We start from the raw sequence: 12,543 nt of genomic DNA on the forward strand, positions 1-12,543 counted from the left end.
TATCTATTCTTATTAGTCTTGAATTTCCGGCCCACAATGTCGTTTTAGTTGTATACATAAAAAAAGGCTGTTCCGCCTCGTGGTTCAGAACAACCTACACTATTAAGTTACTTTAAATTTACAGATACCTCTGATTACTATAGTTTATCTTACATAATTACTCTTTATATATTCCTTTTGATCCTCTGTAAGGTCCTGGCCGGCTTTAAGCGTAAGGAATATCTCTCTTTCAATATCCGCAGGATCTGCAATTTCCGATACATTTTCATATCTCACTGTTTGAGAGTCCTTGGCAAAGAACGGAGTAACAGGGTCTAAAGTTTTCCGCCTGCTTAACAGAATGTGATCGCCCCTGTAAATACCTTGACGTTTATCCCTGTCTGAACTCGTATCATCAATAATAAAAGTAAAACCGTTAGTAGATGTGATTTTCTTAAGGTCATCCTGCTCTGCCTCCGCCGTAAGGTTAGCCTGCTCTTCCTCCGTTATCGGTAGCTGTAACATCCTTAGGAAATCGTCCTCACCTACTAACTCTATATCCTGTCCTTGTTCCAGGTATTTCCTAGCTTTAATCATCTTACTGCTCTCATTCTTACCGTTCAAATGGCTTAAATCTTGCTCGCCCATGATCAGAAAGTTAGTTTTCTTTGTAATGTTTTCCTCTCTAATACCCCCAACTTTGCCGAACAACTCGAATATATACTCACGGGGCCCAGTCTCTAATTTACCGGTCACTGCTCCATATTTACGATAGAACGGGTGGTCCTCATTAAAATAGCTAGGATCCAGGGTATCTAATAAATTAACATGCTCTTTTTTGATGTGCCTTATTGCTTTTGAGAAAGGGGACCGCTCACTACCATTAATAACACCCAACCGCTTATAGTGCGTTTTATCCAGTAGGTCAGCAAGATCTTGCGCATTACTCTGCCTGATCAGCTCTGTTATTATTAACCCTGAGGCCTGTGCGTCTGATAGAGCGTTATGATGGTTAAGAGGGATATTAAATTCTTTAGCCAGGTTTTTCAGCTTGTAACTTAAACGTGAAATTACGGCTTTTGAAAGGTAGTAAGAACAAAAGTATTCCATGTAAAAATCATTAATACCGTATTTCTCATTACATTCTCTTATGGCTCCTGAATCAAACGGGGCATAATGTGCCACTACTGGTAGGCTGTCAATAAAACTTAAAATATCGGGGGCTATTTCCGGGTAGGTAGGGCTGTTCTTCACTGCGTCCCCAGTTATCCCATGTATATAAATGTTATAGCCGTCGAATTCTTCCTCGGGGTTTATTAACGTATCAAAAGTATCCACTATCTCACCGTTAAGAAACTTAACTAAACCGATAGAACAAATACTCCCCTTATTGTAATTAGCAGTCTCTACGTCTAAAGCTACAAAATTAATACCCTCCATCTTTCCCCATCTCCCTAGCTGTTATTGTAAAGCCAACACTGAGATAAAAAGCTGTGTATCTTCCTTTAGTATACTCTTTATGCCGTAATTTTGCCCTATATATTTTACAATCAACTGTAAAAATAATTTAACTTTAGTGATAATCAGGGTGTAGTGTCCAGGCTTTTAGCTGTGCTTAAAAAGCGTATGAAAGAAAGAGGCCCCTACAGCGATTGCCTGTAAGAGCCTTAAGGGTGGCTATTAAGTTAGGGATACTGCTATCCAGGTAGTGCTGTTATTCCAGGGCTTACGGCTTTCCTGCCCCTAGGTCTCTGTATCCTCAGGTACTACAGCCCCGGCTTCAATCTGCTGTATCAAACTTTGGATAATTCTATCGGTCTCCGCCTGGTAGCACGCCTCCACCTTGTCCCCCAAAAACATAAGCATGTTAGCTAGGTAATCCTTGTCTACAGTTATTTTAACGTTATTCTTAGCTATATAATGCTGTCCCATGTTAAGCGCTCCTCTCTGTATGCTCTTGTTAAACTACCTTAAAATGCTCCTGTTCCTCGCCATCAGCCCTTAAGTGATCCTGTACCTCCTGTCCTAAACCTATTTCCTCGGCAATATCTGTAAGCACGGTAATAGCTTTGTCCCCCAGGTTACTGATTAACATATCTATAAGGGCGTTACTCCCTAATTCCTCTGCCAGTACGTCCACTACCTCATTAAGCCGTGCCTGGGTTACCTGTTCATGTTGTGCCTCCTGTGTAATTGATCGTCCCGCTGTTACCGTCTTATTCATGCTGTCATTTCTCCTTTTATATTAAGTTTATTATTGCCGTTGGTTATGCTGTTAGTTCCTGTCCGGCTTGCCGGGCTATGGGCAGAATACGCCCTACAAAAGAACGTTATTCTATTGGTATGGTATAGAATGTAAGCCCGTTTTTATGTCTTTATCTGCTCCTCAGACAACCCTTTACCGGCATATCTCTGCATTTCGTTCTGCGGTTGAGACTTTAAGAGTACCGCTCCCGTGTTTTGTGTAACGGGCTTTGTATCCGGCTTAATGGTTAACGGGCCCGCCAAAAACAGACAAGCCTGCCTCACTGTTTAGGGAATAGCTCCCAGGGCCGTGCTCGCCCCTTTGCTTGTGGTATTCTTACGCAAAGTAACCCTGCTCTCTTACTAGGGTTAGTACAATGGCTGAGCCGTGCCTGGTTTATAACCGTCCTCGCCCGGTAACTAACATTCCTCCGGGATAGACGTTAGAGCAACGTAAAAAGCGCCTATACTGCTCCTGATACACTTTCAGATAACAGTACAAGCGCTGATCCCGTTGTATAGGGTTTCGTATACTTGAAATTTAACCGCTACACTGCTAAAATTACTTATATAGCTCTGTAGCCGTTCCGTCTGATAGTTGTTTTATCAGGCCGTTACTAAGGTACTCCAATACCTGGTAATAACGGTTATAGGGCTCTTTTTGTGCCCTTATATTCAGTTTTCATTTACTGCTTAAGATTCTGTAAGGGGCTAGTTTTAACCCCGTGCTTAACGATCATTTCATCATCAAGCCCTTTTAAATACGTGGCTGTTATTGTCGTATCGTAATGGCCCAGTAGCCGGGAAAGGCTGTAAATGTCTATCCCGTTCCTCAGTTGTTTTTGTGCAAAGTAATGTCTGCAATCATGCGGGCAACACCTTACACCCTCCCTTACTCCTACGTTCTTACCGTGTTCCTTTAACATCTGATTAATGCGGGTACGTGTAACTTTCTTGCCTGACTGCGTTAAAAAGTAATAATCCTCTAGCTCCTCAGGGTCCCAATTAGAAAAGCGTTTCTCCTTAGCAAACTTGTATTTGTTCATCTGCCGTTTAACCCTGGGGCTGATATACATAAGCCTCTGCTTGCTCCCCTTACCTCTGACAAGTAGCCCGTTGCGGTTAATATCCTCTGTCTTAATCCCGATCAATTCCGACACCCTCAAACCACAGTCAAAAAGTAGCATAAGCATTAACATATCCCGGATATTGCTATACGTCCGGCCCTCACAGTCCTTAAGCATGGCCCTTACTTCTCTGTCGTTAAATGTTCTTATTACAGTCTTTTCCTCTTTCAGATTCTTTATAAACCGTGTAGGGTTATCGTCACGGCTTATATACTCCTCCTCTACTAGGAACGTGTATAAAGACTTTACCCGGGCAATATTGCCGTTTATTGTAATGTTTTTAAGGCGCCCGGACTGTTGCCAGTATCTAATTAACTGTTTAATATGCGCTGATTTAATGGCCTCTATCGTTTTTATCTCGTACTGCTTAAATAAGAACGTTTCAAACTCCTCCAGGGTATACGTGCAAAGCTCGATATACTTTTGAGCTCTGCTTAATATCTCCTGATTTAGCGTAAAATCCTCTATAGCATCCCGAATAAGCATAAAAAAGCACCCTCCTAACCTGTTCCATTTAAGGAAATTCAAGTTAAAAGGGTGCTTAAAAGCACTAGCTTATTAAATTTGATATAACGTGTACTATAGTTGCACCTCAATCAGGTAAATAGTATAAGGTATAAACTGCTAAATAGCTGTATTAATACCTACAATAGCCTGATATATCAACGTTTCTAACGGCAATAACAACCGGAAAATGCCCGGGTTACTCCCACTCGATGGTCGATGGTGGCTTGCTCGTGATGTCGTACACTATGCGGTTGACGTGCTTCACTTCATTTACGATGCGTCGGGAAATTTTGTCCAACACTTCGTAAGGGATGCGAGCCCAGTCGGACGTCATGCCATCGATGGATGTCACGGCGCGGATACCGATTGTGTAGTCATACGTACGGCCGTCGCCCATTACGCCTACGCTGCGGAAGCCTGGCAGGACTGTAAAGTATTGCCATACATCGCGGTCCAAACCAGCATTCGCGATTTCTTCGCGCAGGATGTAGTCTGATTCGCGGACGATTTCCAATTTTTCTTCGGTGATTTCGCCGATGACACGGATACCCAAACCAGGGCCTGGGAATGGTTGGCGCCAAACGATGCTGTCAGGCATGCCAAGTTGTGTTCCCAATTCGCGGACTTCATCTTTGAACAATGTGTTCAATGGTTCGATCAACTTGAATTGCATATCTTCAGGCAGTCCGCCTACGTTGTGGTGGGACTTGATTGTTTGGGCAGTCTCCGTTCCACTTTCGATCACGTCGGTGTAAAGCGTTCCTTGCGCCAAGAAGTCGATGCCTTGCAATTTCGTAGCTTCATCATCGAATACGTAAACGAATTCGTTACCGATGATTTTACGTTTTTGTTCCGGATCGCTGACGCCTGCCAGTTTGTCCATGAAACGTTTTTTCGCATCAACGCGGATGATGTTCAAGCCGAATTTGCCTACAAGGCTTTCCATAACTTGATCGCCTTCGCCTTTGCGCAAAAGGCCGTGGTCAACAAAGATACAAGTCAATTGAGAGCCGATCGCTTTGTGCAGCAACACGCCGACTACGCTTGAATCAACCCCGCCGGACAGTCCCAACAAGACTTTTTTGTCGCCGACAGTTTCTCTGATTTTTTTGGTTTCGATTTCGATGAAGTTGGCGATCGACCAGTTGCCTGAGCAGCCGCAGACTTCGAAGGCGAAGTTCTTCAGCATTTCATTGCCGTGTACAGAGTGCTGTACTTCCGGATGGAATTGAACGCCGTAGAATTTTTCTGCTGTATTGGCGAAGGCTGCAACAGGACAGTTGTCGTTTGTCGCAGTCACTTTGAAGCCAGCAGGAATTTCAGTGATTTTGTCACCATGGCTCATCCAGACAGACTCGATGTCGGAAAGGCCTTTGAACATTGGCGTATCCAAATCAAGGATTTGGATATCGGAACGTCCGTATTCTCTTTCATCAGCAGGAATGACTTTTCCGCCGAAATGGTCGGTCATCAATTGCATGCCGTAGCAAATGCCCAGTACAGGGATGCCCAAAGCGAAAATGGCCGGATCGACTTTGAAAGCATCGTCTTCATAGACGCTGTTCGGGCCGCCGGAGAAAATGACCCCTTTGACGTTCCCCATCGCTTTGATATCTTCAGCAGTTGTGCGGTGTGAAACCAACTCTGAGAATACGCCGAATTCACGGATGCGTCGTGTAATCAATTGGTTATATTGACTGCCGAAATCCAGTACGACGATTTTTTCCAACTCGGTAAATTGCTCTATCATCTAATAATCTCTCCAATTTCCTTAATATTTTTTTATGTACAATTCATCAATAAAGTGATTCGTTGTTTTATGAATCACTAAATTTGCCCGTGTGATCGTGGGATAGATATACTCCCGAAGGTTTTTGAGGTTGACCCTTTTCCAGACGCCTCTGGCCATCTCGATGGCATCCTCGCGTTTGCCGATTGCATAGTTGTAATAATAATTGTCCGGTTGATCGATTGCCAAGTCCATCAGCATTTCGAAACGTTCGATGTACCATTTTTCGATCATCTCTTCCTCGGCATCCACATAGATGGAAAAGTCAAAGAAGTCGCTGACGTAAATCTGTTGATTGCTCGGCAACTGCAGCACATTGATCCCTTCCACGATCAGGATATCCGGATGATTCACTTCCTCATAATCGCCAGGGACAATATCATAGATGCGGTGGGAATAGACCGGAAACCGGACATTCGGCTTGCCTGTCTTCACATCCAACAGGAATTGCACCAAATTTTCCATATCGTAACTTTCCGGGAATCCTTTACGATCCATGATGTTGCGTTCCCTCAATATCCGGTTCGGATACAGGAAACCATCTGTTGTCATCAATTCGACAGCTTTTGTCGGATAAGCCCGCTTCAAAAGGTTCTGCAGGACACGTGCTGTCGTGCTTTTACCGACTGCGACACTACCCGTAACGCCAATGATGAGCGGCGACGGTTCATAGGATCTGCCAAGAAATCTGCTTTTATCCCGCTGAAGATTCCGGTACTGCTGCAAGTAAATATCGAACATATGCACCAACGGCACATAGACATCCTTAACATCTTCCAATGAAAGCCTATCATTCAATGATGTCAATTCCTTCAGTTCCTCTTCCGTGATTGTCGGAATGGAATCTTGATGAAAAGTTTGCCATTCTTCACGATGGATTTCGTAGTAGTTTCTATCTTCTATCATAGCTTTTCCCTTCTGGAAATAATCAAACTTTTGGTAATTGTATCACACTTTTCTGAAAATTTAACCCCCATCAAATACGAACATTAAATTTTAATTGAAACCTAATCTTTGCTTTCTGCGGTGGTAAAGCTTTTTAAGTTTCCGTAAAATCCCAAAGATTTGATTTACTTTGCATTTTTGCTCCGATACAATGAAAATGATGAAAGAAAATAGCGGAAAATATGTGCTGAATTCGTCAAATTTTATTTAAAAAAGAATTTAAAATGCGAATGATCTGGCGAAATCATGCCGATTTGCAAAATCCATGTACAGCAAGCATAATAGAAGACGCGTAAGAATCAGCGACAGTACGACTTTTCCGCTTGATTCATAACCAGTAAAGGACGATCCCATATGATAAAAACTCGTTGCTCAACCGGCAAATCTCACGGCAAAATCATCCTGATGGGTGAACATGCTGTCGTCCACGGGGAGCCATCCATTGCACTGCCCTTCCCGGCAGTTGAAATGACCGCGACCGTATGCGAAGCGGAAGGTCCCTTGACCATTGATTGTTCCTATTATAACGGCATCGCTGCAGAAATGCCTGAAATCCTGGAAAGCATGCGGACAGCGATCCAATCGGCTTTGGCCGAACTGCAGGTTTCGGACAAGGATTTGGCGATTTCGCTCGCGAGCACCATCCCGGCCGAAAGAGGCATGGGTTCCAGCGCTGCCGTTTCGGTGGCCTTGACCCGCGCCCTTTTCGCCTACTTCGATAAGCCGCTGGACCAAGCGACCTTGCTGCGGCTCGTTAATATATCCGAGATGGTTGCACACGGAAACCCCAGCGGTCTGGATGCCGCAACGGCAAGCGGCGAGGCACCGCTCTTTTACATCAAAGGCCAGCCATTCGAAGCTTTTCCTTTGAACCTGAAGGCTTACATGATTGTCGGGGATACCGGCGTGACAGGCCAAACAAAGGAAGCAGTAACCAGCATCGCCACAAAACTGAACGGAAAAAATCCGCAACCGTACCGAGCCGCCATCACCCGTTTGGGCAACCTTGCTCAAAGGGCGAAGTCAGCAATCGAAGCAAATGACCCGCAACAATTGGGGCAATTGATGAACCAGGCCCATGAGGTGTTGTCTTTTCTGGACGTATCCAGTCCTGATCTGAACAGACTCGTATCAGCCGCCCTTTCTTCAGGAGCGCTGGGCGCCAAATTAACAGGCGGCGGACGCGGCGGTTGCATGATTGCTTTGGCCGGTACCCGCTCCGAAGCGGAAAAAGTTGAAGAAGCTATACGCCAAGCCGGGGCGATCCGGACTTGGATCTATCAAATGGGAGGAAATGAAGATGCCTAAGAAAGCTTATGTCCGAGCGCATACCAACATCGCGCTGATCAAATATTGGGGGAAGCGGGATGAAACCGACTTTCTTCCTATGAACAGCAGCCTTTCCATGACTTTGGATAAACTCTATACGGATACGATGGTCGTCTTCGATGAAGCCCTCCCGCAGGATTCCTTCTATCTGAACGGCGAGAAGCAAGGCGAAAAAGAGACACAAAAAATCTCCAAATTCCTTGATCTGTTCCGTGAAGAAAAAAAGACAGCCATACGTGCGCGCGTTGAAAGCATCAATCACGTCCCTACCGCAGCCGGCTTGGCCTCATCAGCCTCCGCCTTCGCTGCTTTGGCAGGAGCTGCCAACTTGGCTTTGGGACTTGATTTGGATCCGCAGCGATTGTCGACCTTTGCAAGACGCGGCAGCGGCAGTGCCACGCGCAGCATCTACGGCGGTTTTGTGGAATGGGATATGGGGACTTGTTCCGACGATTCCTTCGCGGTACCGGTCGACGATGCCGGCTGGGATATCGGTATGGTCATTGTGGCCGTCAACCAGAAAGCAAAGGAAGTCTCCAGCCGCGTCGGCATGAAACGGACTGTCGAAACTTCGCCCTTCTATCCGGCTTGGGTGGAATCGGCGAAAAGAGATATCCTGGACATCAAAGCAGCCATCGCTGCGAAGGATTTCGTCCGTTTGGGCGAAATCACCGAAGCGAACGGCATGAAGATGCACGGAACCATGTTAGGGGCGGAACCGCCTTTTTCCTATTGGGAACCGGACAGCATCGTCGCCATCAAGACCGCACAGGCTTTGCGCAAACAAGGCATCCCTTGTTATGTCACGATGGATGCCGGCCCGAATGTGAAGGTGCTGTGCCGCCTTTCGCAAGCCGAAACGATAAAAGCAGCGTTGCTGGAACATTTCACAGAGGATAAATTGATCATCACCAAGCCCGGAAAAGGAATCCGGGAATTGACTGCAGACGAACGCGCTGTCTACAGTTGGAACGACTAACAGGAACAGAGAGGGTTGAATTCATGACTGTAACAGAAGCAAGTGCTCCGGGTAAATTGTTCATCGCCGGAGAATATGCGGTAGTGACGCCGGGCCACCCATCGATTTTGGTCGCATTGGATCAGTTCATTACGGTTTCTTTGGAGGAAGCCGATACGACCGGGACGATCCGGTCGGCGCAGTATGGCGGTTTGCCGATTCCTTGGATCCGCGAAGAGGATCAGTTGGTCATCGACCAGCGCGAAAATCCTTTCCTCTACATTACCGAGGCTGTCAAGGTGACGGAACGCTACATCAAAGAAACCGGGATACTGTTATCCTATTTCCATCTGTCCGTGAAGAGCGAGTTGGACAACGCCAGCGGAAAAAAATACGGACTGGGATCGAGCGGCGCTGTAACGGTCGCAACGATCAAAGCGTTGCTGAAATTTTATGCAATCGATCCGGATTTTGAGTTGGTTTACAAACTGGCTTCTTTGGCGCACCTGTCCGTCAAAAGCAACGGCTCCTTCGGTGACATTGCCGCAAGTACCTACGGCGGCTGGATCGCGTATGCCTGTTTCGACAGGGAATGGGTAATGAAGAAGGCAACCGAGCTGACGCTCACCGATTTGTTGGAATCAGCCTGGCCGCAATTAATGATCCGGCCATTGACACCACCAGCCAATCTGCGGTTGGTGATCGGTTGGACCGGCTCCCCGGCTTCGACCACCCATCTTGTCGACCGCGTCAATGATGTCCGCGGCGGCATCGATGATTTTTACAAAACATTCCTGGAAGCCAGCAAAAAGTGCGTAAATGCTATGATCGCCGCTTTCGAACATGGCGATCTGAAGATGATTCAAGCAGGCATCCGTGAGAACCGCCTGCTGCTGCAACAGTTGACTGTGCACACCGGCGTCGTCATTGAAACGCCCCCATTGACGCAATTATGCGATTTGGCAGAAGAGAACCTGGGTGCGGCAAAATCATCCGGTGCCGGCGGCGGAGACTGCGGCATCGTCATCATCGACAGGCAATCTGGCATCATCCCCTTGATTTCGGAATGGGAAAAAGTCGGGATCATGAACTTGCCGCTGCACGTCTTCAGCTACGTTAGAAGTGCAGCAGCCATTGATTGGAAAGGAGCTTCCGAATGACGCTTGATTCAAACAGAAAAGACCAGCATGTCGATCTGGCCGAAAAACAGTATCAACCAGCCGACCTTTCCGACTTCGGGAAGATGCGCTTTGTTCATCACTCTTTGCCCAATCTGAAGGTGGCGGATATTTCGCTGCAGACGGAGATGGCAGGGATGAACCTGGCTGCGCCCTTCTACATCAACGGCATGACCGGCGGTAGCGAGCGGACCAAACGGATCAATGCCGATTTGGCGACAGTCGCAAAAATGACCGGCTTGGCGATGGCTTCCGGTTCCGTCAGTGCGGCGTTGAAGGATCCCAGCGTGAGCGACAGCTTTTCGGTCATCCGCAAGGTGAACCCGAACGGACAGATATTCGCGAATATCGGTGCCCACCATTCGCTTGAGAATGCCAAGCGCGCCGTGGATATTCTGGAAGCCGATGCTCTGCAGATCCACATCAACGCACCACAGGAAATGATCATGCCGGAAGGCGACCGCGATTTCACGATGTGGCTTCGTCAGATCGAAGAGATCACCGCGCATGTCGGCGTCCCCGTCATCGTGAAGGAAGTCGGCTTCGGCATGAGCCGGGAAACGATCCAGCAATTGATTGCGGTAGGTGTCCGGACGATCGATGTCTCCGGCAAAGGCGGCACAAACTTTGCGGCGATCGAAAACGCAAGGCGCACGGCCATAGCCTATGACGACCTGGAAAACTGGGGCCAATCGACTTTGATCTCTTTGCTTGAAGCCGATGTTCATCGCGGCAAAGCGGAGTTCCTGGCATCCGGCGGCATCAAAACACCATTGGACATCGTCAAGGCTTTGAGCCTGGGCGCGAAGGCTGTCGGCCTTTCCGGCCAATTCCTGCATAAGGTCCTGAGCGATGGACCGGATAAGACGGCCGAAACGGTCGAAGCCTGGAAGCAACAGATCACAACGGTGATGGCGATGCTGGGCAAAACATCGGTTGCCGATCTGGATCGAACAGATCTTATCTTCCAACGGGACATCCTCGACTGGTGCGACATGCGCGGGATCGACTACCGTCAGTACGCCAATCGTTCAGTGAAGTAACCTGATCTAAATATAAATAGCACGCGCCAGCGAACGGGAGAATGATACCGGTCGCTGGCGCGTTTTTTTGTTGGGTGTAGTTTTGATATATGCTGTTATTTTGGATTTACGGGCGAACAATCGACAAACCCCCGCTGCGTCGGCTGTTCGGTGAGGCACTTGATACGTTCAGTCAACGCATTCGGTGTGTCTCGGCTGTTCGCGCCAACGCTTGATACGTTCAGTCAAGACATTCGGTATGTCTCGGCTGTTCACACTAATAATTCATGCGTTCGGCCGACATATCCTCATGGCTTTTGTTCTGTATCCGGTAACCTCAGTAATCGCCTAACTAGCGCCACGCCAAAAAAAGAGGCCCATCCGCACTTGGATGAAGCCCCTCCTCTAAACAATTATTATTCAGCCAATTCCACAAACACCGCATCGGCTTTGACTTCTTCCGGAATCGTCAAGCCCAATTCGTCCACTTTGGCTTGGTTGATGTAAACGGAATTCTCTTTGACCAACTGGACCGGATAAGTCGCCGGATCCGCGCCCTTCAGGATGTCGACCGCGATTTGGCCGATCTGCGTACCCATGCCGTATTGACTTGGCGCGAAAGTTGCAACGCCGCCGTCTTTCACCATTGTGTCAGCCGCCGGGAAAACCGGGATGCCGAATGCATCGGCCGCATCCACCAAGGTTGCCATCCCGCTCGCGATGACATTATCGTTCGGCACATAGATCGCGTCCACTTCTTTAGCCAGACTTTCCGCCGCTTGGGCGATGTCGTTCGAAGTAGTGATCGTTCTCGTGACGACCTCGAAGCCTAAGTCCGCTGCCGCTTGCTCGGCGCGTTGGCCGGAGATGATCGCATTGTCTTCGGCAGTTGTGTACATGACACCGATTGTTGTGGCATCCGGCAGGAATTGCTTGATCAATGCCATCTGTTCATTGGATGGTGTCCGGTTAGACAGCCCCGTTGCATTGCTGCCGGGAGCTTCCAAAGATTCGACTAAGCCGGCGCCGACCGGATCCTGTACTGCCCCAAGAATCACCGGAATCTCATCTGATGCGTTCTTCAATGCTTGCGCGGCAGGTGTCGCAACACTGATCATGATGTCCGCGTCATGGCTGACGAAGCTTTCCGCGATCGATTTCATGTTGGCCTGGTCCCCTTGCGCATTCTGGAAATCGATGGTGGCATTCTCGCCGTCGACATAGCCGGCCGCCGCCAATTCATCCATGATCCCTTCCGTAATCTGATCCAAAGCCGGATGCGTCGTCAACTGCAGAATGCCAATATAGACTTTTTCCTGTTTGCTTTCCGTCGTCGCTGCAGAAGAATCACTTTCCGACGCTGTATTTCCGCAAGCAGCCAATATCCCGATTGCCAATACCGAACTCATTCGTAACATGTTTTTCATCGTATTTTTCATCATCAAAACTCCTCCATTTTTTGAAA

Annotated in this window: 11 protein-coding genes; 4 read left to right on the forward strand and 7 right to left on the reverse strand. The window is 47.7% G+C overall.

Going from position 1 to position 12,543, the window contains the following annotated elements; genetic code table 11:
- Positions 1–144: 144 nt before the first annotated feature.
- From PH235_RS10570 to coaA, 6 genes are all read right to left on the reverse strand, one after another.
- Complete coding sequence (locus PH235_RS10570; protein ID WP_272162305.1) at positions 145–1,419, reverse strand: exonuclease domain-containing protein; 1,275 nt, start codon at positions 1,417–1,419, stop codon at positions 145–147.
- Positions 1,420–1,722: 303 nt separating this feature from the next.
- Positions 1,723–1,911 (reverse strand): hypothetical protein, encoded by a 189-nt coding sequence (locus tag PH235_RS10575; RefSeq protein ID WP_272162306.1) that lies wholly within the window; start codon positions 1,909–1,911, stop codon positions 1,723–1,725.
- A 28-nt stretch (positions 1,912–1,939) separates the two neighbouring features.
- Positions 1,940–2,203 carry a hypothetical protein gene (locus PH235_RS10580; protein ID WP_272162307.1) on the reverse strand — a complete coding sequence of 88 codons (264 nt, stop codon included), beginning with the start codon at positions 2,201–2,203 and terminating at the stop codon, positions 1,940–1,942.
- Between the two features lie 706 nt (positions 2,204–2,909).
- Positions 2,910–3,836, reverse strand: a complete 927-nt coding sequence (locus tag PH235_RS10585; protein WP_272162308.1) for a tyrosine-type recombinase/integrase — start codon at positions 3,834–3,836, stop codon at positions 2,910–2,912.
- A gap of 217 nt (positions 3,837–4,053) precedes the next feature.
- Positions 4,054–5,607 (reverse strand): glutamine-hydrolyzing GMP synthase, encoded by a 1,554-nt coding sequence (guaA, locus tag PH235_RS10590; protein ID WP_272162309.1) that lies wholly within the window; start codon positions 5,605–5,607, stop codon positions 4,054–4,056.
- Positions 5,608–5,628: 21 nt separating this feature from the next.
- The gene (gene coaA / locus PH235_RS10595) at positions 5,629–6,552 is read right to left on the reverse strand and encodes a type I pantothenate kinase (protein WP_086987514.1); all 924 of its coding nucleotides are present in this window, start codon (positions 6,550–6,552) and stop codon (positions 5,629–5,631) included.
- 393 nt (positions 6,553–6,945) lie between these two features.
- Here coaA and mvk point away from each other — a divergent pair, with 393 nt between their 5' ends.
- The 4 genes from mvk to fni are packed head-to-tail and all read left to right on the forward strand — an operon-like array spanning position 6,946 to position 11,099.
- Positions 6,946–7,899: a mevalonate kinase gene (gene mvk, locus PH235_RS10600; RefSeq protein ID WP_272162310.1), complete on the forward strand. Its 954-nt coding sequence runs from the start codon at positions 6,946–6,948 to the stop codon at positions 7,897–7,899.
- Complete coding sequence (mvaD, locus tag PH235_RS10605) at positions 7,892–8,899, forward strand: diphosphomevalonate decarboxylase (protein WP_272162311.1); 1,008 nt, start codon at positions 7,892–7,894, stop codon at positions 8,897–8,899. Before mvk ends, mvaD begins: the two co-directional genes overlap by 8 nt.
- 23 nt (positions 8,900–8,922) lie before the next feature.
- On the forward strand, positions 8,923–10,038 hold the full coding sequence (locus PH235_RS10610) for a phosphomevalonate kinase (protein ID WP_272162312.1): 1,116 nt from the start codon (positions 8,923–8,925) through the stop codon (positions 10,036–10,038).
- Entirely contained in the window at positions 10,035–11,099 is a 1,065-nt protein-coding gene (gene fni, locus PH235_RS10615) for a type 2 isopentenyl-diphosphate Delta-isomerase (RefSeq protein ID WP_272162313.1), read from the forward strand. The genes PH235_RS10610 and fni overlap by 4 nt, the downstream gene beginning before the upstream one ends.
- Before the next feature lie 395 nt (positions 11,100–11,494).
- Here the strand turns inward: fni and PH235_RS10620 are convergent, their stop codons facing one another.
- Positions 11,495–12,520, reverse strand: a complete 1,026-nt coding sequence (locus PH235_RS10620) for an ABC transporter substrate-binding protein (protein WP_272162314.1) — start codon at positions 12,518–12,520, stop codon at positions 11,495–11,497.
- Positions 12,521–12,543: the final 23 nt, after the last annotated feature.

It is taken from the genome of Trichococcus sp. K1Tr (assembly GCF_028309625.1).
In the GTDB taxonomy this organism is placed as follows: domain Bacteria; phylum Bacillota; class Bacilli; order Lactobacillales; family Aerococcaceae; genus Trichococcus.

What these genes read in the sequence shown, in the direction of transcription:
- PH235_RS10570 (WP_272162305.1), bottom strand. Translation starts at nt 1,419, where the DNA reads ATGGAGGGTATTAATTTTGTAGCTTTAGACGTAGAGACTGCTAATTAC.
- PH235_RS10575 (WP_272162306.1), bottom strand. Translation starts at nt 1,911, where the DNA reads ATGGGACAGCATTATATAGCTAAGAATAACGTTAAAATAACTGTAGAC.
- PH235_RS10580 (WP_272162307.1), bottom strand. Translation starts at nt 2,203, where the DNA reads ATGAATAAGACGGTAACAGCGGGACGATCAATTACACAGGAGGCACAA.
- PH235_RS10585 (WP_272162308.1), bottom strand. Translation starts at nt 3,836, where the DNA reads ATGCTTATTCGGGATGCTATAGAGGATTTTACGCTAAATCAGGAGATA.
- guaA (WP_272162309.1), bottom strand. Translation starts at nt 5,607, where the DNA reads ATGATAGAGCAATTTACCGAGTTGGAAAAAATCGTCGTACTGGATTTC.
- coaA (WP_086987514.1), bottom strand. Translation starts at nt 6,552, where the DNA reads ATGATAGAAGATAGAAACTACTACGAAATCCATCGTGAAGAATGGCAA.
- mvk (WP_272162310.1), top strand. Translation starts at nt 6,946, where the DNA reads ATGATAAAAACTCGTTGCTCAACCGGCAAATCTCACGGCAAAATCATC.
- mvaD (WP_272162311.1), top strand. Translation starts at nt 7,892, where the DNA reads ATGCCTAAGAAAGCTTATGTCCGAGCGCATACCAACATCGCGCTGATC.
- PH235_RS10610 (WP_272162312.1), top strand. Translation starts at nt 8,923, where the DNA reads ATGACTGTAACAGAAGCAAGTGCTCCGGGTAAATTGTTCATCGCCGGA.
- fni (WP_272162313.1), top strand. Translation starts at nt 10,035, where the DNA reads ATGACGCTTGATTCAAACAGAAAAGACCAGCATGTCGATCTGGCCGAA.
- PH235_RS10620 (WP_272162314.1), bottom strand. Translation starts at nt 12,520, where the DNA reads ATGATGAAAAATACGATGAAAAACATGTTACGAATGAGTTCGGTATTG.